Below are 20,857 nucleotides of genomic sequence, written 5' to 3' on the forward strand. Positions count from 1 at the left end.
AGACTTCTTAAGAATTTTTTGGCTATCTGTGCTATTCACAGGTGTTACAGAGTATTTCCTTCAAAAAGTGTGAATGCACGCTTTCTGATTAGGGTTTCTTTAGAAAACAACGTCATGCTAATGATGTGGAGTAACTTAATGAATAAATGTTGGATTTTTGTGTTTGGGATGTTTGTTTTTTGTTCCGGAGCAGCACACGCAGAGCAAGTAGGATCGGTGGATACAGTCTTCAAGTTATTCGGTCCGGACCATAAAATTGTGGTTGAGGCCTTTGATGATCCTGATATTAAAAATGTAACTTGTTATATCAGTCGTGCCAAAACCGGCGGAATTAAGGGCGGACTCGGTCTGGCCGAAGATACGTCCGATGCGGCGATTTCCTGCCAGCAGGTAGGACCTATTGATCTCAGCGATAAGATTAAGCAGGGGAAAGACAAAGGCACCGTGGTTTTCCAGAAACGGACTTCTCTGGTGTTTAAAAAGCTTCAGGTTGTGCGTTTTTATGATGACAAACGCAATGCGCTTATCTACCTGAGCTATTCCGATAAAGTCGTGGACGGGTCACCGAAAAACGCACTCAGTGCGGTGCCGATCATTCCGTGGGGACACACTGAACCCTGAGTTTCAGTGGGGATCCCAATCAAAAGGCCAGCTTTCGCTGGCCTTTAACGTTTTATCACATTGACTACAGAGCGGTTGGCAACCTTCTGTATCAGTCTTCCAGGTCACCGCAGAAACGGTAGCCTTCACCATGGATGGTGGCGATGATTTCCGGCGTATCCGGCGTTGCTTCGAAATGCTTACGAATGCGGCGGATCGTCACGTCAACAGTACGGTCATGAGGTTTCAGCTCGCGGCCGGTCATTTTCTTCAGCAAGTCGCCACGGGTCTGGATTTTGCCTGGGTTTTCACAGAAATGCAGCATGGCGCGGAATTCACTGCGCGGTAATTTGTACTGTTCGCCCTGCGGGCTAATCAGTGAACGGCTGTTAATATCGAGTTCCCAGCCATTGAATTTGTAGCTTTCAACCAGACGACGTTCTTCACCGGTAGTACCCAGGTTCATCGTACGGGACAGCAGATTGCGTGCGCGGATGGTCAGTTCACGCGGGTTGAATGGCTTGGTGATGTAGTCATCAGCGCCGATTTCCAGACCCAAAATTTTATCTACTTCGTTGTCGCGGCCGGTCAGGAACATCAAAGCAACGCTGGCTTGTTCGCGCAGTTCGCGTGCCAGCAGCAGGCCATTTTTGCCTGGCAGGTTGATGTCCATGATAACCAGATTGATGTCATTTTCGGAGAGAATGTGGTGCATTTCAGCGCCATCATTGGCTTCATGAACCATGTAGCCTTCTGCTTCAAAAATGCTCTTTAACGTATTACGTGTCACTAACTCGTCTTCGACGATCAGAATGTGAGGGGTCTGCATGATTGCTACCTAAGATTGCCAACAAATAGAAAATAGGAGTACAGAAGTCCTTGTTATCCCAATGAATTTTGATGCCTTATTGGCCATCTCACTCGTTACATGACTAAAGTACGTAAACGCGTTCTCGATGCAATTTCCATCAACGGCAACAACATCGCAAGCTCGGTCAGGGATTCCACTTTCTGCAGTTCCACGGGGTCCTAAAGCGGCGCATATCCTAACCCTATTAACAGCAATATAACAGCCAGTGCCGAAATTACCACCCAACAAAATTACGGTTTGTTGACATATATCAAGTTCAATTGTAGCACGGTAACAGAACAGTGAAAAACACTTACAAGAATGCACGCTTGAGTCACATTTCGCCCTTTATTGTACACGATTCAGCAAATGATGAAGAAACAAAGATAAATGCAAAATCTGTATGTATCCTTATTATATATCCATATGAAAAATAATGACTAATTTTTTAACTTCGTATGCTTATCCTGACCAGCCGCTTTTTTACCTGTCGATTAAGCTTTTCCGATAAAATAAAGGAATATATCAAGTCGGCTGTTAAGTTCTTGTGAAGAATATAAACGATGAATAGATCTGAAACAGGGTAAAATTTCATCGCTGAAATACAGGCGACAAATTGTTCTCTCTTCCTACAAAGGCGTGATATGCAACTTCATATTATTTTAGTGTCACCGGCCCGCCCGGAAAATGTCGGTGCGGCAGCCCGCGCAATGAAAACCATGGGCTTTGCTTCCTTGCGTATTGTAGACAGTGGCGCACATCTGCAGCCTGAAGCCGGCTGGGTGGCGCATGGCTCGCAGGAAATCCTGCAAAATGCGCTGCATTTCAGCACGCTGGCAGAAGCGCTGGCCGACATCGATTTTACGGTGGCGACGACGGCCCGCAGCCGGGCCAAATTTCACTATTACTGTACACCTCAGGAATTACAGGGGCAGCTTGAAGAGAAAAGCCAGTGGGTGAATCATGCCGCGTTGGTGTTTGGCCGTGAGGATTCCGGGCTGACCAATGAAGAACTGGAACTGGCTGACGTGCTGACCGGCGTACCGATGGTAGCGGATTATCCTTCGCTGAATCTGGGGCAGGCAGTCATGGTGTTCTGTTATCAGCTCTCTTCGCTGAATCAGATAACGTCCGTGAAACCAGCACATGCCGAAGCCGGACAGTTATCGGCATTGCGTGCGCGGGTCGGACGTTTACTGGAAAATGTCGGGGCAGAAGATGACCAGAAATTGTCCGACTGGCTGCATCAGCGCCTCGGTCTTTTGCAACAGCGCGATGCGGCAATGTTGCATACATTGCTGCATGACATCGAAAAAAAGCTGACCCAATGATGTGAGGTGAATCCTTGCCGCTACAGTTCTATATCCGGTGCAACGAGAACAGAGTTATCGATCACACTGGAAATGGATTTAAAGGCAGAGAATTATCCATTTGATTCTGTCCGTGATTAACCGGACGAAAACAGAAAAAAATTGACTTATTGTGCCTTATGCTTTAGCTAATAGAGGCAGACAGAGTACAAACCAAAGACAGACAGAAAATAAAAATGCGAATCATCAGCCTGAACACAACAATTATTACCACCACCGATACCACAGGTAACGGGGCGGGCTGACGCGTACAGGAAAAAGAAAAAAAGCCCGCACCTAACCAGTGCGGGCTTTTTTTTTACATTTAAACGAGAGCTTCAGGAGAGAACCAGAAATGCGAGTGTTGAAATTTGGCGGGACCTCGGTAGCAAACGCAGAACGCTTCATGCGGGTTGCGGAAATTATGGAAAGCAATGCGCGTCAGGGACAGGTCGCGACGGTATTATCCGCGCCTGCCAAAATCACCAACTATCTGGTCGCTATGATTGAACGGACTGTCGCAGGGCAGGACATTCAGACCATCATGAGTGATGCGGAAAACATTTTTGGTCAGCTGATCACCGGTCTGGCGGCAGTGCAGCCGGGCTTTGATTTGCCGAAAGTGAAAGCGTTTGTCGATCAGGAATTCGCTCAGCTTAAACAGTTGATGCACGGTATTACGCTGCTGGGACAATGCCCGGACAGCGTAAATGCCTCCATCATTTGTCGTGGCGAGAAGCTCTCAATCGCCATTATGGAAGCAGTGTTTGTTGCCAAAGGCTTTGGCGTCACCGTCATTAACCCGGTCGAAAAACTGCTCGCTCAGGGGCATTACCTCGAATCAACCGTGGACATCAATGAATCCACCCGCCGTATCGCCGCCAGCGCTATTCCAGCCGGTCATATCGTGCTGATGGCCGGTTTCACTGCCGGTAACGAGCAGGGCGAGCTGGTGGTGCTGGGACGTAACGGTTCCGATTATTCAGCTGCCGTGCTGGCCGCCTGTTTACGCGCTGACTGCTGTGAAATCTGGACAGATGTTGACGGTGTGTATACCTGTGACCCGCGCACTGTCCCGGATGCCCGCTTACTGAAATCAATGTCTTATCAGGAAGCGATGGAGCTGTCGTACTTTGGTGCGAAAGTGCTTCACCCGCGTACCATCTTACCCATTGCTCAGTTCCAGATCCCCTGCCTGATTAAAAACACCACCAACCCCCAGGCACCGGGCACTCTGATTGGCAGCGAAAGCCTGGATGATAATACACCGGTGAAAGGCATCACCAATCTCAACAACATGGCAATGATCAACGTTTCCGGTCCGGGGATGAAAGGGATGATCGGCATGGCAGCACGCGTGTTTGCGGTGATGTCCCGTTCGGGTATTTCCGTGGTGCTGATCACCCAGTCTTCTTCCGAATACAGCATCAGCTTCTGTGTGCCGCAGAGCGAGCTGGAGCGCGCCCGTAAAGCGCTGGAAGATGAGTTTTATCTCGAGCTGAAAGACGGTCTGCTTGAGCCGCTGGATGTGATGGAAAAACTGGCGGTCATTTCGGTAGTCGGTGACGGCATGCGTACCCTGCGCGGCATCTCGGCGAAATTCTTCTCGGCACTGGCGCGCGCTAATATCAATATCGTGGCCATCGCCCAGGGTTCTTCCGAGCGCTCCATCTCCGTTGTGGTCAATAACGACGATGCGACCACCGGCGTACGGGTCAGTCACCAGATGCTGTTCAACACAGATCAGGTCATTGAAGTTTTCCTGATCGGCGTCGGCGGTGTGGGCGGGGCGTTGATTGAACAGATCCGCCGTCAGCAGGCGTGGCTGAAAACCAAACACATCGATCTGCGTGTTTGCGGTATCGCTAACTCCCGCGCATTGCTGACCAACGTGCACGGTATTGCGCTGGAAACCTGGCGTGATGAGCTGGGTGCAGCGAAAGAGTCGCTGAATCTTGGCCGTCTGATCCGTCTGGTGAAAGAGTACCACCTGCTGAATCCGGTGATTGTGGACTGCACTTCCAGTCAGGAAGTGGCTGATCAGTACGCCGATTTCCTGGCTGACGGCTTCCACGTTGTAACGCCGAATAAAAAAGCCAATACCTCATCAATGAATTATTACTATCAGTTGCGTAAGGCGGCGGATGGTTCACGCCGTAAATTTCTCTACGACACCAATGTCGGCGCAGGTTTGCCGGTAATTGAAAACCTGCAAAACCTGCTGAACGCAGGGGATGAGCTGGTGCGTTTCACCGGTATTTTATCCGGCTCGCTGTCATATATCTTCGGCAAACTGGATGAAGGCATGTCATTGTCTGCTGCGACCTTGCAGGCGCGGGATATGGGCTATACCGAACCGGATCCGCGCGACGATCTTTCCGGTATGGACGTCGCCCGTAAGTTGCTGATTCTGGCGCGTGAAGCCGGTTACAAACTGGAACTGACGGATATCGATGTGGAATCTGTTTTACCACCGTCCTTCAATTCAGAAGGCAATGTGAATGAATTTGTGGCGCGACTGCCGGAACTGGATGCCGAATTTGCGCAGCGTGTTGCGCAGGCCACCGCCGCAGGTAAAGTATTGCGCTATGTTGGTGCTATCGAAGACGGGCAGTGCAAAGTAAAAATCGATGCTGTCGATGGCAATGACCCGCTTTATAAAGTAAAAAATGGGGAGAATGCGCTGGCGTTTTACAGCCGCTATTATCAGCCGTTGCCGTTAGTTCTGCGTGGCTACGGTGCGGGTAATGATGTGACGGCGGCAGGTGTGTTTGCCGATCTTTTGAGAACGCTGTCATGGAAGTTAGGAGTTTAATATGGTTAAGGTGTATGCCCCGGCTTCAATCGGGAACGTCAGCGTAGGCTTCGATGTGTTGGGCGCGGCCGTTTCTCCTGTGGATGGCACGCTGCTGGGGGACTGTGTTTCCGTTGAGCCAGCCACCGTCTTCAGTCTGAAAAACGAAGGCAAGTTTGTGTCTAAACTGCCGGATCGTATGGAAGACAACATTGTTTATCAGTGCTGGCAGCGTTTCTGTCAGGAAATCGGCAAGCAAGTGCCGGTGGCGATGACGCTGGAAAAAAACATGCCGATCGGCTCAGGTCTGGGTTCCAGCGCCTGTTCTGTGGTTGCCGGTCTGATGGCGATGAACGAGTTTTGTGGTAAGCCGCTTAATGAAAACCAGATGCTGTTGCTGATGGGTGAGCTTGAAGGGCGTATTTCCGGTAGCGTGCATTTCGATAATGTCGCGCCATGCTATTTAGGCGGCATTCAGCTGATGCTGGAAGAACTCGATATCATCAGCCAGCCTGTGCCAGGTTTTGACGACTGGCTGTGGGTGATGGCGTATCCGGGCATCAAAGTTTCAACGGCCGAAGCGCGTGCCATTTTACCCGCGCAGTATCGTCGTCAGGATTGCATCAGCCACGGACGTTATCTGGCGGGCTTTATCCATGCCTGTCACACTCAGCAACCCGCACTGGCTGCAAAGCTGATGAAAGATGTGATTGCTGAGCCTTACCGTACCCGTCTGCTGCCAGGTTTTGCCCAGGCGCGCAGCGCCTCAGAAGAAATTGGTGCGCTGGCTTGCGGGATTTCCGGCTCAGGCCCGACGCTGTTTGCGGTGTGCAATGACAGCGCGACAGCGAAACGTATGGCTGACTGGTTGCAGACGCATTATCTGCAAAATGACGAAGGCTTTGTTCATATTTGTCGTCTTGATACCGCGGGCGCGCGGGTATTGGGATAACTCGATAATTTATTGGGATAACTAATGAAACTGTACAACCTGAAGGATCATAACGAGCAGGTCAGCTTTGCTCAGGCCGTCAAACAAGGCCTTGGAAAACAGCAGGGATTATTCTTTCCGCTGGAACTGCCGGAGTTTGAACTGACGGAAATCGACCGTTTGCTGGAACTGGATTTCGTCACCCGCAGTAGCCGCATTCTTTCTGCTTTCATCGGCGATGAAATTCCGGAAGAAGAATTATATCAGCGTGTGAAAAACGCGTTTGCTTTCCCGGCACCTGTCGTCAACGTGGAAGAAGACATTGCCTGTCTGGAACTTTTCCACGGCCCGACCCTGGCTTTTAAAGATTTCGGCGGCCGCTTTATGGCGCAAATCCTGACTCAGGTATCGGGCGATCAGCCGGTGACCATTCTGACTGCGACGTCCGGTGATACCGGTGCGGCAGTGGCGCATGCCTTCCACGGCCTGAAAAATGTGCGTGTGGTGATTCTGTACCCGCGCGGCAAAATCAGTCCGTTGCAGGAAAAACTGTTCTGCACCCTCGGTGGCAACATTCATACCGTCGCCATCGACGGTGACTTTGATGCCTGTCAGGCGCTGGTGAAACAGGCATTTGATGATGAAGAGCTGAAATTTGCGCTGAAACTGAATTCGGCGAACTCTATCAACATCAGCCGTCTGCTGGCACAGATTTGTTATTACTTTGAAGCCGTTGCCCAACTGCCTCAGGAAGCGCGCAATCAGTTGGTGGTTTCCGTGCCAAGCGGTAACTTTGGTGATCTGACAGCCGGTTTGCTGGCGAAATCTCTCGGCCTGCCGGTGAAACGCTTTATCGCTGCGACCAACGCCAATGACACAGTGCCGCGTTTTCTGTCTAACGGTGAATGGGAACCGAAGAAAACCGTTGCGACGCTGTCGAACGCGATGGATGTCAGCCAGCCCAACAACTGGCCGCGCGTGGAAGAGCTGTATCGTCGTAAAACCTGGCAACTGAAAGATCTGGGTTTTGGCACAGTCAGCGATGACACCACCGAAGATGCGATGCGCGAGCTGGCCAATATCGGTTATATCTCGGAACCTCACGCGGCAATTGCTTACCGCGTACTGCGCGATCAGCTGCAGCCGGGTGAATTTGGCCTGTTCATCGGGACGGCGCATCCGGCAAAATTCAAGGAAAGCGTGGAAGCGATCCTGGATCAGGATATCGGTTTGCCGAAAGAACTGGCGGATCGCGCTGACCTGCCATTGTTGTCGCACAATCTGCCGGCTGATTTCAGCGAAATGCGCGCATTCCTGATGGCATTACCTGAATAAATAGCCTGCTTCTGACATGTAAAAGCCCTCTCCGCGAGGGCTTTTTTATATAGGCAGATCAAAAGGATCAACGTTCTGGGCGGGTAAAGACCAGTTCATTACCTTGCGAACGTGATTCATCAAACCCGTAACCTTCCAGATTGAAATCCTGAAGCTGTTTCGGCTTATCAAGGCGTTCTTTGATGATAAACCGGCTCATCAGGCCGCGCGCTTTTTTGGCATAGAAGCTGATGACTTTATATTTGCCGTTTTTCTCGTCGAGGAATACCGGCTTGATAATTTCGCCATCCAGCAGTTTAGGTTTCACGGCTTTGAAGTATTCATCGGATGCCAGATTCACCAGCACCTGGCTTTTTTGTTCGCTGAGTAAGTGGTTGAGTTTTTCAGTCAGTAAATCTCCCCAGAAGGCGTACAGATTAGCGCCCTGTGGGTTTTCCAGCCGGATACCCATTTCCAGCCGGTAAGGCATCATCAGATCCAGCGGGCGCAGCAGGCCATATAAGCCGGACAACATCCGCAGATGTTTCTGAGCAAAATCAAAATCTTTCTCACTGAAATCTTCTGCCTGCAGGCCCGTATAAACATCACCTTTAAAGGCCAGCAAAGCCTGACGCGCATTTTCCGGTGTGAAATCCGGCTGCCAGTCATTGAAACGTTCTGCGTTGAGATGGGCCAGTTTATCGCTGATCCCCATCAGTGAAGAGATTTGCGCCGGGGACATTTTACGTGCCACGGTGATCAGCTGGCTGGATTTATCCAGCAACTCCGGTTGAGTGTAGCGCGTTGTCGCAAGCGGGCTTTCGTAATCGAGCGTTTTGGCAGGTGAAATAATGGTTAACATAGTCTCGTCCGTTGGTCAGTGACGGTTCACATTCAGGAATCTTTGTGGCCTCACTGTAGCAAAAAAGCCACGGCGATGGAGGCATGATATCGATAGGTAAAAGCAGACAACGTCAGCGCGGAGGCATTTTTTTATCCCAGACACCAGGCTGGATCTGGCCGCGTAATTCAGGGTAATGGTCAGGATTAAACACCGGTATTTTCCCCATACGTCGCTGACGTTCATAATCTTTCACCACGCTGACCGCAATTCCCGAGAGCAGCAGCAATGCGGTGAGATTGAGTATTGCCATCAATGCCATAAAGATATCAGCCAGCTTCCATAACAACTGAATTTCCAGCAGACATCCGCAGAACACCATGGCGATGACCAGTAACCTGAAAATCATTAATTTCAGGGGTGAAGAACGGTGAAAAAAATTCAGATTGTTTTCGGCATAGGCATAGTTTCCGGCAATCGACGTAAATGCAAAAGAGAAGATCAGTATGGCCAGAACCACATGGCTCCAGCTTCCGGTCACCGGCATAATCGATTGTTGTATCAGCCGGATACCGGTTGCAGCGTCAGGTTGATCAAGGGTTCCTGACGTCAGGATGATCAGCGCAGTGGCAGTACAAATCACCATGGTATCGATAAAGACTGCAAACATCTGACTGAATCCCGCCATGGCCGGATGGCTGACGCCGGCCATCGCCGCTGCATTGGGCGAAGAACCGACACCGGCCTCGCTGGCAAAAGCGCCGCGCTGCATTCCCTGTGTGATGGCCTGTGTTATGCCATATGCCAGTGCGCCGGATGCCGCCTGCTGTATGCCAAAGGCGCTTTTGAATACCAGCACCAGCACCTGGGGCAATCTTTCAACTTGATGACCAATGACCCAGATGGCCAGCAACAGATACGCGAAGGCCATCATCGGCATCAGCCATTTTGTAAGCCCGGTTATTGCCCGTATACCGCCGAAGATCAGTATTGCGATCAGTGCGGATAAAATGCAGGCGGTGACCAGTGCCGGTATATGCAGAAGGTGAAAAGAGGCCTGCGCAATGGAATTAGCCTGTAAGGCACTGAAAATAAAGCCACAGGAAATCACCATCAGTGAAGAAAACAGGACACCCATCCAGCGCATTCCCAACCCTTTTTCCATGTAATCCGCCGGACCACCACGAAATTTCCCCTGAGCTGCATTGCCTTTGTAAACCTGCGCCAGCGTGTTTTCTATCATTGCCGTCGCCATGTTGAAAACCGCAATTATCCACATCCAGAAGATTGCGCCGGGGCCGCCCAGCGTAATGGCGATGGCGACACCGGTGAGATTGCCGGTACCAATACGCGATGCAAGGCTCAGACACAGCGACTGCCACGGGGAAATACCTCTCGCGGTGTGTTTTTGTTTATAAAGTGTGGAGGAGAAAAGGTGGCCAAAATGACGGAACTGAATAAAGCCAAGCCGGAACGTGAGGTAAATGCCGGTGCCGCACAGCAGGTAAATCAGGATCGAACTCCAGAGAATTGTGTCGAAAAAATCCAGCAGGTCGTTCATGAATTGTCCTTGGTTGATTCGCCCTTCATCGTTTTTATTTGTTTGCTTGCGGGCAATGACCACTTTGGGTGGCTAACATACCTTTTTTATCGAATGGGTGACATAGGCATTTTGACTGACTTTGCGTGTTTTGGAAGGTGAAAAATCACGTGATGCTCGTAGCCGAGCATGCCGTGATATGCGCCTTGCGCCTGGCTTTTTGCATGTTATCATCAGCCAAAGGCAAGGCATGAAAATGTCTATACGAAAACGTCCAAACGATGAGATATGCCAAAATGACCGATAAACTGACTTCCCTACGCCAAATGACTCAGGTTGTAGCTGACACCGGAGATATCGCGGCAATGAAGTTGTACCAGCCGCAAGATGCGACCACTAACCCGTCTCTGATCCTCAGCGCTGCCCAAATCCCTGAATACCGTAAACTGATCGACGAAGCTATCGCCTGGGCACGTGACCAGAGCAGCGATCATGACCAGCAGATTACTGATGCCGCTGACAAACTGGCAGTGAACATCGGTCTGGAAATCCTGAAACTGGTTCCGGGCCGTATTTCAACAGAAGTTGATGCACGTCTGTCATACGATACTGATGCAAGCGTGGCCAAAGCCAAACGCCTGATCAAACTCTACAATGATGCGGGTATCAGCAATGACCGTATCCTGATCAAACTGGCTTCGACCTGGCAGGGCATCCGCGCTGCTGAGAAACTGGAAAAAGAAGGCATCAACTGTAACCTGACGCTGCTGTTCTCCTTCGCTCAGGCGCGTGCTTGTGCTGAAGCGGGGGTCTTCCTGATTTCTCCGTTCGTTGGCCGTATCCTTGACTGGTACAAAGCCAACGGTGACAAAAAAGAGTTCGCACCGCATGAAGATCCGGGCGTCGTGTCGGTGACCGAAATCTACGAATACTACAAACAACACGGCTATGAAACTGTCGTGATGGGTGCAAGCTTCCGTAACATTGGCGAAATCATCGAACTGGCAGGCTGTGACCGCCTGACCATCGCCCCTACGCTGCTGAAAGAACTGGCAGAAAGCGAAGGCCCGCTGGAGCGCAAACTGTCCTTCTCCGGTGAAACCAAGCCACGCCCTGCACCACTGACTGAATCTCAGTTCTACTGGGAGCATAACCAGGATCCAATGGCGATCGACAAACTGGCTGACGGTATCCGTAAGTTTGCAGTCGATCAGGGTAAACTGGAAAAAATGATTTCTGATTTGCTGTAATCAGTGCTCTGTTTCAGCATAAAGCGGCTAATCAGCCGCTTTTTTTATGGCTGTGATAAAACCACTGGCCGGTTACCGATATACTGAGTGCTGTGACTACGAAGAAAATGCTGTGGAGAAATAGCATGGATACATTACGAATTGGTCTGGTATCAGTATCGGACCGCGCATCGAGCGGCGTTTATCAGGACAAAGGAATTCCGGCGCTGGAAGAATGGCTGCAAAAAGCGCTGATTACGCCCTTTAAGCTGGAAAAAAAACTGATCCCTGACGAGCAGCCGCTGATTGAACAGGCGATTAGCGAACTGGTCGATGAAAGCGGTTGTCATCTGGTACTGACTACCGGGGGAACCGGGCCTGCGCGTCGTGATGTCACGCCGGATGCCACCCTGGCTGTGGCCGACCGGGAAATGCCCGGCTTTGGCGAACAGATGCGCCAGATCAGCCTGCACTTCGTGCCGACGGCGATTTTATCGCGTCAGGTTGGGGTGATTCGCAAACAGGCGTTGATCCTGAATTTACCCGGCCAGCCGAAATCCATTCAGGAAACGCTGGAAGGGCTGAAGGATGCGGACGGTAAAGTGATAGTTTCCGGCATTTTTGCCAGCGTGCCTTATTGTATCCAGTTACTCGACGGGCCCTATATTGAAACCCATGATGAGGTGGTAGCAGCTTTCCGTCCGAAAAGTGCCCGCCGCGATACAAAAAACTGAATACCGTTCCTTTTTGAAATTTAGCGATGTTAAGCGTCAGACACGACTGGTGTGAAAAATATTTGCCGATATAGTAATAATTACTTTACAAAAGGTGGCAAAAACCTTTCCATTTTTTCACTCTGGTGTCTGACGGTATCCTATGCAACACGCACAATCGCGCCGGTTGAACCGGCAGGACTTCAAAACGCTTTCCCTCGCTGCACTGGGCGGCGCCCTGGAATTTTACGACTTTATCATTTTTGTCTTTTTCGCTGCGGTGATTGGCGATCTCTTCTTCCCGGCCAATATGCCCGACTGGCTCCGTCAGGTTCAGACCTTTGGTATTTTTGCTGCCGGTTATCTGGCGCGTCCGCTGGGCGGCATTATCATGGCACACTTCGGGGATTTGGTCGGCCGTAAGCGCATGTTCAGTCTGAGCATTTTGCTGATGGCATTACCCACGCTGGCGATGGGGATGTTGCCAACATACGCCTCGATTGGCATGGCGGCTCCGCTGTTACTGTTACTGATGCGCCTGTTACAAGGGGCAGCAATTGGCGGCGAAGTGCCGGGCGCATGGGTATTTGTCGCCGAACATGTACCACGTAACCGCATCGGTTTCGCTTGCGGCACTCTCACAGCCGGTTTAACGCTGGGGATCCTGCTGGGTTCTCTGGTGGCAACTTTACTGAACACCAGCATGACACCAGCCGCCATCAGTCAGTATGGCTGGCGTATTCCGTTCTTCATAGGCGGAGTTTTTGGTCTGATCGCGATGTATCTGCGCCGTTGGTTACAGGAAACGCCTGTCTTCATTGAAATGAAAACGCGTAAGGCGCTGGCGGAAGAACTACCTTTGAAAGCCGTCATTGCCAATCACAAAAAAGAAGTCGTGGTATCAATGCTGATGACCTGGCTGTTATCAGCGGGTATCGTGGTGGTGATCCTGATGACCCCCACCTGGTTGCAGAAGCAGTTCGGCATTCCGGCGGCAGCGGCATTACAGGCAAATTGTCTGGCCACCGTGGCGCTGATGTTCGGGTGCATTATTTCGGGCAGCATTGTTGATCGCCTCGGAGCCAGCAAAACCTTTATCTTCGGCAGCCTGTTCCTCGGGATTTGCAGCGCTGCTTTTTATCACATGGTCGCGGCAGACGCCTCAGTGCTGATGGGCATGTATGCGCTGGCAGGGCTAAGCGTGGGCGTAGTTGGCGCCGTACCTTACGTGATGGTGCGGGCGTTTCCGGCGGAAGTCCGTTTTACCGGCATCTCTTTTTCATACAATGTGGCCTACGCGATTTTCGGTGGTCTGACGCCCGTCTTTGTCACATTGTTCATGCGTCTGACACCGATGGCTCCCGCCTGGTATGTGCTGGCTTTGTCGGCGATTGGCTTGCTGACCGGTCTTTATCTCAGCCGTGATTTGGACAGCGAAACGACCCGCACAGCGAAATTTTCCGAGGGTGCCGCTTCCGGCCAGTGATTGGATTTTATGTCTAAAAAGCCCTGCTGCAATGCAGGGCTTTTTGCGCGTGGCTGAGGGCACTTATGCCACAACAGCGTCAACTTGCGGAGCGTGGTTTTTTGGCTCACCGACTGGCAAAACAGTACGGCCATATTGCTCGTTCAGCACTTCGGCCATCGCCAGATAAATCGCGCTGGCGCCGCAGAAGATGCCTTCAAAGCCAGCAAAATGCAGAACAGCAGCATTCCCGGTCATATTTCCATAGCAAAGCAGGGCGAACAAAATCGTCAGACTGCCAAAAACAACCTGTATACCGCGATTTGCTTTCAGGGTGCCAAAAAACATGAATAAGGTGAACACACCCCAGATGCCGAGATAAGCGCCGAGGAAAGCTTCGCTACTGGCATCGGCCATGCCCATGCGCGGTAACATTAAGATGCCGACCAGGCTTAACCAGAACGCGCCATAAGAAGTGAATGCGGTGGTACCGAACGTATTCCCTTTTTTAAATTCCATCATCCCGGCAAGAATTTGAATCAAACCACCATAAAAAATCCCCATACTGACAATGACTGCGGTCAGAGGGAAAAAACCTGCGTTGTGTAAATTTAATAAGATTGTGGTCATACCAAATCCCATCAGCCCGAGCGGGCCTGGATTTGCCAACGTTTTGCTGTGCATAGATCCTCTGTATCGGAATTATTATTAATTGATAATCGGGGGAAGAAACGCTTGGGAAATGGGCAAAAAACCCACATATCGTAGAAGCGCGCGGCATCATAAGGAGGGTTGCGTCAGCAAACATTGATCTGGCGTAACAGCAATTGAAGATTTTTTTTCACTTTGCCCCTTGATGCTGAGCGGCATGGCCCCATCTTATTCCCAACCGCAGTTGTTACCGTCGGGAAATCCGTTAAATGGGGCTGTTGAAATCGTAAAGATCGGCCACATATACAGTAGCAACCTGAACGAATATGAATTTAAGTGGAGACGTTTTAGATGGGTAAAATTATTGGGATCGACCTGGGCACCACCAACTCTTGTGTAGCTATCATGGATGGCACGACTGCTCGTGTACTGGAGAATGCTGAAGGCGACCGCACCACTCCTTCCATCATCGCTTATGCGGCAGATGGCGAGACTCTGGTAGGTTCTCCGGCTAAACGTCAGGCTGTGACTAACCCGCAGAATACCCTGTTTGCGATCAAGCGCCTGATTGGCCGTCGCTTCCAGGATGAAGAAGTACAACGTGATAAAGGCATCATGCCTTACCAGATCGTAAGCGCTGACAATGGTGATGCGTGGATCGACGTTAAAGGTCAAAGAATCGCACCGCCGCAGATCTCTGCCGAAGTGTTGAAGAAAATGAAGAAAACCGCTGAAGATTATCTGGGCGAACCGGTAACTGAAGCTGTTATCACCGTACCTGCTTACTTCAACGATGCTCAGCGTCAGGCAACGAAAGACGCCGGCCGTATCGCAGGTCTGGAAGTCAAACGTATCATCAACGAACCGACTGCTGCAGCACTGGCGTATGGTCTGGATCGCGAAATCGGCAACCGTACTATCGCGGTATATGACCTGGGTGGTGGTACTTTCGATATCTCTATTATCGAAATTGATGAAGTTGACGGTGAAAAAACCTTTGAAGTACTGGCGACCAACGGTGACACTCACCTTGGTGGTGAAGACTTCGATAGCCGTATGATCAACTATCTGGTTGAAGAATTTAAGAAAGAGCAAGGCATGGATCTGCGTAACGATCCACTGGCGATGCAACGTCTGAAAGAAGCCGCTGAAAAAGCGAAGATTGAATTGTCTTCTGCTCAGCAAACTGACGTGAACCTGCCGTACATCACTGCTGATGCGACAGGTCCTAAACACATGAACATCAAAGTGACCCGTGCAAAACTAGAATCTTTGGTAGAAGACCTGGTTAACCGTTCTATCGAACCACTGAAAGTGGCGCTGAAAGACGCAGGTCTGTCAGTTTCTGATATTCAGGACGTTATCCTGGTGGGTGGTCAGACCCGTATGCCAATGGTTCAGAAGAAAGTTGCAGATTTCTTCGGTAAAGAACCACGTAAAGACGTGAACCCGGACGAAGCTGTGGCAATCGGTGCAGCGGTTCAGGGTGGTGTATTGGCAGGTGATGTGAAAGATGTTCTGCTGCTGGATGTAACGCCGTTGTCTCTGGGTATCGAGACCATGGGCAGCGTGATGACTCCGCTTATTACCAAAAACACCACTATCCCGACTAAACACAGCCAGGTGTTCTCTACTGCGGAAGACAACCAGTCTGCAGTCACCATCCATGTGTTGCAGGGTGAACGTAAGCGTGCAAGTGATAACAAATCTCTGGGTCAATTCAACCTGGACGGTATTCAGGCAGCACCACGCGGTCAGGCTCAGATCGAAGTCACCTTCGACCTTGATGCCGACGGTATCCTGCATGTGTCTGCGAAAGACAAAAATACCGGCCGTGAGCAGAAGATCACCATCAAGGCATCTTCTGGTCTGAGCGAAGAAGAAATCCAGAAAATGGTTAATGATGCTGAAGCCAATGCCGAATCTGACCGTAAGTTTGAAGAACTGGTTCAGACCCGCAACCAGGCGGATCATCTGATCCACGGTACCCGTAAGCAACTGGAAGAAGCGGGCGACAAACTGCCAGCTGAAGACAAAACTGCCGTAGAAGAAGCCCTGAAAGCACTGGAAGTGTCTGCTAAAGGTGAAGATAAGGCTGATATCGAAGCGAAAATCCAGGCGCTGGTACAGGTTTCCGGCAAACTGATGGAAATGGCTCAGCAGCAAGGCCAGGCAGAAGGCGGCGACACCAGCGCGCAGAAAGATGATGACGTTGTTGACGCTGAATTCGAAGAAGTTAAAGACAAAAAATAATCGCCCTTAAGCGGGCACAGTAAGAAGCTTTACTGATAACCAGCACGGGCGTCGAGGAAACTCTACGCCCGTGCACGCATGTTGAGGGTAGGTTAAAGCATGGCGAAGCAAGATTATTACGAGATTTTAGGCGTATCCAAAACAGCGGATGAGCGTGAAATCAAAAAGGCTTATAAGCGTCTGGCGATGAAACATCACCCTGACCGTAATCAGGGCGATAAAGAATCGGAAAGTAAATTCAAAGAAATTAAAGAAGCTTATGAAATTCTGACCGATGCGCAAAAGCGTGCGGCCTATGACCAGTACGGTCATGCAGCCTTTGAGCAAGGTGGCATGGGCGGTGGTGGCGGTGGCTACGGCGGCGGTGCAGATTTCAGCGACATCTTTGGTGACGTCTTTGGCGACATCTTTGGCGGCGGTCGCCGTCAGCGTGCCAGCCGGGGTTCAGACCTGCGTTACAACATGGATCTGACTCTGGAAGAGGCCGTTCGTGGTGTCACCAAAGAAATCCGCATCCCGACACTGGATGAATGTGACGTTTGTCACGGCAGCGGCGCGAAAGCGGGTAGCTCTCCGGCCACCTGTCCGACCTGTCATGGTGCAGGCCAGGTTCAGATGCGTCAGGGCTTCTTCACGGTTCAGCAAGCGTGTCCGACCTGTCAGGGTCGCGGTAAAGTGATTAAAGATCCGTGCACAAAATGTCACGGACATGGTCGCGTAGAACGTTCAAAAACGCTGTCAGTGAAAATTCCTGCGGGTGTGGATACGGGCGACCGTATTCGTCTGGAAGGTGAAGGCGAAGCCGGTGAGCATGGTGCTCCGTCAGGGGACCTGTACGTCCAGGTTCAGGTTAAAGCGCACAAAATCTTTGAGCGCGAAGGTAATAACCTGTACTGCGAAGTACCAATCAACTTCGCCATGGCGGCACTGGGTGGCGAAATTGAAGTGCCAACGCTTGATGGTCGCGTGAGCCTGAAAATTCCGGCTGAAACGCAAACGGGGAAAATGTTCCGTATGCGCGGACGTGGCGTAAAATCTGTCCGTGGTGGTGCTCAGGGCGACCTGATGTGCCGTGTGGTGGTAGAAACTCCGGTCAGTCTGAACGAGAAGCAGAAGCAGTTGCTGCGGGATCTGGAAGAAAGTTTTGGCGGTGTTTCGGGTGAAAAAAACAGCCCGCGCTCCAAAAGCTTCCTCGACGGCGTGAAAAAGTTTTTTGATGACCTGACCCGCTAACCATTCGCTGGATACAGCGATGCAGAGCCAGACAACATCCCCGGCAGCGGTTAACGCGCCGGGGATTTTTTATGCATTCTGATGTAAAAAGGGAAATCCAATGCCTCGTAAAAAACGAGCTATAATGCAGAAATAATCGACTTTTTACGAAGTGATTGTTTGCGTACAATTCAGACATTCCATTGTGGTAAGCATTTTCTTGCCACGTTTTTTCTACAGGAGAATCAGGATGTCGAATATTATTCGTCAGTTTTTACGGATGGAAGCCGCCGGTGGTGTGGTGTTAATCATTGCAGCCATCGTGGCATTAATCATGGCGAACAGCCCGTTGCAGGGAGTTTATCAGGCGTTTCTCGATGTTCCCGTCACCTTACGTTTTTCCGAGCTTCTGATCGACAAGCCACTTTTGCTGTGGATTAACGATGGCCTGATGGCGGTTTTCTTTCTGATGATTGGTCTGGAAGTAAAGCGGGAGATGTGTGAAGGTGCGCTGGCCAATCGCCAGCAGGCGATGTTTCCTGCCATTGCTGCGCTCGGTGGTATGGTTGTTCCGGCATTAATCTATTTACTGTTTAACGGCGGCGATGAAATCGCCCGTCAGGGGTGGGCTATTCCGGCAGCAACGGACATTGCGTTTGCGCTGGGTGTAATGGCGCTGCTGGGCTCGCGTGTACCAACCGGGTTAAAAGTGTTCCTGCTGGCTCTGGCGATTATTGATGACCTGGGTGCCATTGTGATCATTGCTCTGTTTTATAGCCATGATGTGTCGATGATGGCGCTGGGTTTATCGGCGGTCTGCATCGCGGCCCTGGCTTTCCTGAACTGGCGCGGAGTAACAAAGCTGACGCCTTACCTGCTGATTGGTGCCGTATTCTGGGTCTGTGTGCTGAAATCAGGGATTCACGCGACGCTGGCGGGTGTCATCCTTGGTTTCTTAATTCCGTTAAGGACCAAAGAGAATAAAAAATCACCGGCACGCCGTCTGGAACATGGGATCCATCCTTATGTTTCCTGGTTTATTTTGCCGATGTTCGCGTTCGCCAATGCCGGTATCTCATTGCAGGGTGTGACGGTCGCGGGTTCATTCTCAACATTACCCATGGGTATTGCTGCCGGGCTTGTGCTCGGTAAGCCGCTGGGTATTATGTTGTTCGGGGGGATCGCGTTGAAATCAGGAATGACACGTCTGTCATCCGGCATAACCTTTAGTCAGATTGCGGCAGTTTCCGTGCTGTGTGGCATCGGTTTCACTATGTCGATTTTCATCGGTTCTCTGGCTTTTGCAACGCTTGAACCCGCGCTGCTGACATATGCAAAAATGGGTATACTGATGGGTTCAGTCGCATCAGCGGTTCTGGGATACCTGCTCCTGAGCCGGGCCTTACCGAAGAAACGTACAGCATAATGCTGACTTTATACTTCAGGAAAGGGTGAAACCATGCCTCATATTAATTACAACCATTTGTATTATTTCTGGCACGTATGCAAATCAGGTTCAGTTGTAGGGGCGGCAGAAGCATTACATCTTACTCCGCAAACCATCACCGGACAGATTAAGTCTCTGGAAGAAAGGTTGGATGGCAAACTCTTCAAACGGCTGGGGCGGGGGCTGGTGCCTTCTGAACTGGGGCAACTGATTTACCGCTATGCCGATAAAATGTTCACTCTCAGTCAGGAAATGCTGGATATTGTGAATTACCGCAAAGAGGCGAGCCTGCTATTTGATGTAGGTGTGGCGGATGCGTTATCCAAACGACTGGTCAGCCGTGTGCTGGAAGCTGCGGTGCCGCCGGACAACGCACAAATTCACCTGCGCTGTTTTGAATCGACTCACGAAATGCTGCTTGAACAGCTGAGTCAGCATAAACTGGACATGATTTTGTCAGATTGCCCGGTGGATTCTACCCAGCAGGAAGGGTTGTTTTCGGTCAAACTGGGTGAAAGTCCGATCAGCTTCTTTTGTTGTAATCCGCCGTCAGGCATGGATTTTCCGGATTGCCTGGAGCATCGTCCATTACTCATCCCCGGCCGGCGTTCGATGCTGGGACGTAAGTTGCTTAACTGGTTTAATACGCAGGGGTTGAAGGTCAATATTCTTGGTGAGTTTGACGATGCCGCGCTGATGAAAGCGTTTGGAATGAACAACGATGCGATATTTGTCGCTCCGGCCGTTTATTCATCAACTGAATTTCAGGATGAGAAAATCGAGGAAGTCGGGCGCGTCGAAGGAATTATGGAAGAGTATTACGTGATTTTTGCCGAAAGAATGATTCAACATCCTTCTGTGCAGAGGATTTGTTACACCGACTTTTCAGCATTGTTTGAGTAGAAATTACTCAACTTTAAGATATAAAAAAACCGGCGTGAGCCGGCTTTTTTATCAAGCATTTCAGCGTAATGCGATTATTGCATTGCGTTGATTTGCGCAGTCAGGTTTGACTTATGACGCGCTGCTTTGTTTTTGTGGATCAGGCCTTTGCAAGACTGACGGTCCACGATTGGTTGCATTTCGTTAAATGCGTTTTGTGCAGCAGCTTTGTCGCCTGCTGCAATAGCCGCGTATACCTTCTTGATAAAGGTACGCATCATAGAACGACGGCTCGCGTTGTGCTTACGGCGTTTTTCTGACTGTACGGCGCGTTTCTTAGCTGATTTGATATTAGCCAAGGCCAACTCCCAAATATTTTTCTATTGATGAACAATTCAAAGGCCGAGGAATATGCCTTTTCGGTCTTCTTTTGTCAACGGATTTGTGCAAATAAGCGGCGTTTTAAAGAGTGAACTTTACTCGTCGCTTGTTACGTTGTGATGGCGCAGGATTTTAACAGCTTCCGGCATCGGAATACAGTCTTTCGCGAGAAAAATCGACAGGAGAGTGTACAAACTGCCCACTACGGCCATTAACGCTTTGTTTATGCGAAAAGTCACGCATTCCCTGTATGCAACGAAAGATTTTCATCGCCACGCCGCCATTTGAACCGCAATATCTGCCGTATGCAAGAGAGAATGGTGTGATCCTGCTAATCGCTGGTTAACCTTGGAGGCTGTACAAGGTATAATCCGCCGATTTCCATCGTTATGAGTCAGCATTGGA

18 protein-coding genes and 1 other annotated feature are annotated in these 20,857 nt (G+C 50.5%); of the genes, 13 read left to right on the forward strand and 5 right to left on the reverse strand.

Annotated elements, in window-relative coordinates; all coding sequences use genetic code 11:
* The first annotated feature begins 138 nt into the window (after positions 1-138).
* Positions 139-621 carry a protein CreA gene (gene creA / locus EVX52_RS11245; RefSeq protein WP_129991297.1) on the forward strand — a complete coding sequence of 161 codons (483 nt, stop codon included), beginning with the start codon at positions 139-141 and terminating at the stop codon, positions 619-621.
* 91 nt (positions 622-712) lie between these two features.
* Here creA and arcA read toward each other — a convergent pair whose 3' ends face one another.
* Complete coding sequence (gene arcA / locus EVX52_RS11250) at positions 713-1,429, reverse strand: two-component system response regulator ArcA (RefSeq protein WP_013577079.1); 717 nt, start codon at positions 1,427-1,429, stop codon at positions 713-715.
* 665 nt (positions 1,430-2,094) lie between these two features.
* Here arcA and EVX52_RS11255 point away from each other — a divergent pair.
* From EVX52_RS11255 to thrC, 5 genes are all read left to right on the forward strand, one after another.
* Positions 2,095-2,781 carry a tRNA/rRNA methyltransferase gene (locus EVX52_RS11255; protein WP_129953259.1) on the forward strand — a complete coding sequence of 229 codons (687 nt, stop codon included), beginning with the start codon at positions 2,095-2,097 and terminating at the stop codon, positions 2,779-2,781.
* A gap of 215 nt (positions 2,782-2,996) precedes the next feature.
* Positions 2,997-3,065, forward strand: a complete 69-nt coding sequence (thrL, locus tag EVX52_RS11260; RefSeq protein ID WP_071823645.1) for a thr operon leader peptide — start codon at positions 2,997-2,999, stop codon at positions 3,063-3,065.
* Positions 3,004-3,120, forward strand: a sequence feature (Thr leader region). It overlaps the preceding gene by 62 nt.
* 34 nt (positions 3,121-3,154) lie before the next feature.
* Complete coding sequence (gene thrA, locus EVX52_RS11265) at positions 3,155-5,614, forward strand: bifunctional aspartate kinase/homoserine dehydrogenase I (RefSeq protein WP_129953258.1); 2,460 nt, start codon at positions 3,155-3,157, stop codon at positions 5,612-5,614.
* A gap of 1 nt (position 5,615) precedes the next feature.
* Positions 5,616-6,545 carry a homoserine kinase gene (gene thrB, locus EVX52_RS11270; RefSeq protein WP_129953257.1) on the forward strand — a complete coding sequence of 310 codons (930 nt, stop codon included), beginning with the start codon at positions 5,616-5,618 and terminating at the stop codon, positions 6,543-6,545.
* A 24-nt stretch (positions 6,546-6,569) separates the two neighbouring features.
* Positions 6,570-7,859: a threonine synthase gene (gene thrC, locus EVX52_RS11275; RefSeq protein ID WP_129953256.1), complete on the forward strand. Its 1,290-nt coding sequence runs from the start codon at positions 6,570-6,572 to the stop codon at positions 7,857-7,859.
* A 67-nt stretch (positions 7,860-7,926) separates the two neighbouring features.
* Here the strand turns inward: thrC and yaaA are convergent, their stop codons facing one another.
* Both yaaA and EVX52_RS11285 read right to left on the reverse strand, forming a co-directional pair.
* Complete coding sequence (gene yaaA / locus EVX52_RS11280; protein WP_129953255.1) at positions 7,927-8,700, reverse strand: peroxide stress protein YaaA; 774 nt, start codon at positions 8,698-8,700, stop codon at positions 7,927-7,929.
* A 112-nt stretch (positions 8,701-8,812) separates the two neighbouring features.
* The gene (locus tag EVX52_RS11285; protein WP_129991298.1) at positions 8,813-10,240 is read right to left on the reverse strand and encodes a sodium:alanine symporter family protein; all 1,428 of its coding nucleotides are present in this window, start codon (positions 10,238-10,240) and stop codon (positions 8,813-8,815) included.
* 275 nt (positions 10,241-10,515) lie between these two features.
* Here EVX52_RS11285 and tal point away from each other — a divergent pair, with 275 nt between their 5' ends.
* From tal to EVX52_RS11300, 3 genes are all read left to right on the forward strand, one after another.
* The gene (gene tal / locus EVX52_RS11290; protein WP_129991299.1) at positions 10,516-11,469 is read left to right on the forward strand and encodes a transaldolase; all 954 of its coding nucleotides are present in this window, start codon (positions 10,516-10,518) and stop codon (positions 11,467-11,469) included.
* Positions 11,470-11,594: 125 nt separating this feature from the next.
* Positions 11,595-12,182 carry a molybdopterin adenylyltransferase gene (gene mog / locus EVX52_RS11295; protein WP_129953252.1) on the forward strand — a complete coding sequence of 196 codons (588 nt, stop codon included), beginning with the start codon at positions 11,595-11,597 and terminating at the stop codon, positions 12,180-12,182.
* Between the two features lie 142 nt (positions 12,183-12,324).
* The gene (locus tag EVX52_RS11300; protein WP_129953251.1) at positions 12,325-13,647 is read left to right on the forward strand and encodes an MFS transporter; all 1,323 of its coding nucleotides are present in this window, start codon (positions 12,325-12,327) and stop codon (positions 13,645-13,647) included.
* Between the two features lie 63 nt (positions 13,648-13,710).
* Here the strand turns inward: EVX52_RS11300 and satP are convergent, their stop codons facing one another.
* The gene (gene satP, locus EVX52_RS11305) at positions 13,711-14,310 is read right to left on the reverse strand and encodes an acetate uptake transporter (protein ID WP_129953250.1); all 600 of its coding nucleotides are present in this window, start codon (positions 14,308-14,310) and stop codon (positions 13,711-13,713) included.
* Between the two features lie 318 nt (positions 14,311-14,628).
* Here satP and dnaK point away from each other — a divergent pair, with 318 nt between their 5' ends.
* The 4 genes from dnaK to nhaR all read left to right on the forward strand — a co-directional run bounded on the left by dnaK (position 14,629) and on the right by nhaR (position 20,092).
* Positions 14,629-16,530 carry a molecular chaperone DnaK gene (gene dnaK / locus EVX52_RS11310; RefSeq protein ID WP_129991300.1) on the forward strand — a complete coding sequence of 634 codons (1,902 nt, stop codon included), beginning with the start codon at positions 14,629-14,631 and terminating at the stop codon, positions 16,528-16,530.
* A gap of 99 nt (positions 16,531-16,629) precedes the next feature.
* Entirely contained in the window at positions 16,630-17,763 is a 1,134-nt protein-coding gene (gene dnaJ / locus EVX52_RS11315; RefSeq protein WP_047605755.1) for a molecular chaperone DnaJ, read from the forward strand.
* Positions 17,764-17,992: 229 nt separating this feature from the next.
* A complete protein-coding gene (gene nhaA / locus EVX52_RS11320; protein ID WP_129953248.1) occupies positions 17,993-19,168 on the forward strand; it encodes a Na+/H+ antiporter NhaA in 1,176 nt (391 codons plus the stop codon).
* Positions 19,169-19,201: 33 nt separating this feature from the next.
* The gene (nhaR, locus tag EVX52_RS11325) at positions 19,202-20,092 is read left to right on the forward strand and encodes a transcriptional activator NhaR (RefSeq protein ID WP_129953247.1); all 891 of its coding nucleotides are present in this window, start codon (positions 19,202-19,204) and stop codon (positions 20,090-20,092) included.
* A 74-nt stretch (positions 20,093-20,166) separates the two neighbouring features.
* On the opposite strand, the gene rpsT is transcribed toward nhaR, so the two are convergent.
* A complete protein-coding gene (rpsT, locus tag EVX52_RS11330) occupies positions 20,167-20,430 on the reverse strand; it encodes a 30S ribosomal protein S20 (RefSeq protein ID WP_013577064.1) in 264 nt (87 codons plus the stop codon).
* Positions 20,431-20,857: the final 427 nt, after the last annotated feature.

It is taken from the genome of Rahnella sp. CFA14(1/10) (genome assembly GCF_004195095.1).
Taxonomy (GTDB): domain Bacteria; phylum Pseudomonadota; class Gammaproteobacteria; order Enterobacterales; family Enterobacteriaceae; genus Rahnella; species Rahnella perminowiae.

Coding starts and splice junctions, on each gene's coding strand:
- nhaR (WP_129953247.1), top strand. CDS start 19,202: ATGCCTCATATTAATTACAACCATTTGTATTATTTCTGGCACGTATGC.
- thrC (WP_129953256.1), top strand. CDS start 6,570: ATGAAACTGTACAACCTGAAGGATCATAACGAGCAGGTCAGCTTTGCT.
- EVX52_RS11255 (WP_129953259.1), top strand. CDS start 2,095: ATGCAACTTCATATTATTTTAGTGTCACCGGCCCGCCCGGAAAATGTC.
- EVX52_RS11285 (WP_129991298.1), bottom strand. CDS start 10,240: ATGAACGACCTGCTGGATTTTTTCGACACAATTCTCTGGAGTTCGATC.
- creA (WP_129991297.1), top strand. CDS start 139: ATGAATAAATGTTGGATTTTTGTGTTTGGGATGTTTGTTTTTTGTTCC.
- thrB (WP_129953257.1), top strand. CDS start 5,616: ATGGTTAAGGTGTATGCCCCGGCTTCAATCGGGAACGTCAGCGTAGGC.
- tal (WP_129991299.1), top strand. CDS start 10,516: ATGACCGATAAACTGACTTCCCTACGCCAAATGACTCAGGTTGTAGCT.
- thrA (WP_129953258.1), top strand. CDS start 3,155: ATGCGAGTGTTGAAATTTGGCGGGACCTCGGTAGCAAACGCAGAACGC.
- yaaA (WP_129953255.1), bottom strand. CDS start 8,700: ATGTTAACCATTATTTCACCTGCCAAAACGCTCGATTACGAAAGCCCG.
- nhaA (WP_129953248.1), top strand. CDS start 17,993: ATGTCGAATATTATTCGTCAGTTTTTACGGATGGAAGCCGCCGGTGGT.
- EVX52_RS11300 (WP_129953251.1), top strand. CDS start 12,325: ATGCAACACGCACAATCGCGCCGGTTGAACCGGCAGGACTTCAAAACG.
- arcA (WP_013577079.1), bottom strand. CDS start 1,429: ATGCAGACCCCTCACATTCTGATCGTCGAAGACGAGTTAGTGACACGT.
- dnaJ (WP_047605755.1), top strand. CDS start 16,630: ATGGCGAAGCAAGATTATTACGAGATTTTAGGCGTATCCAAAACAGCG.
- mog (WP_129953252.1), top strand. CDS start 11,595: ATGGATACATTACGAATTGGTCTGGTATCAGTATCGGACCGCGCATCG.
- satP (WP_129953250.1), bottom strand. CDS start 14,310: ATGCACAGCAAAACGTTGGCAAATCCAGGCCCGCTCGGGCTGATGGGA.
- dnaK (WP_129991300.1), top strand. CDS start 14,629: ATGGGTAAAATTATTGGGATCGACCTGGGCACCACCAACTCTTGTGTA.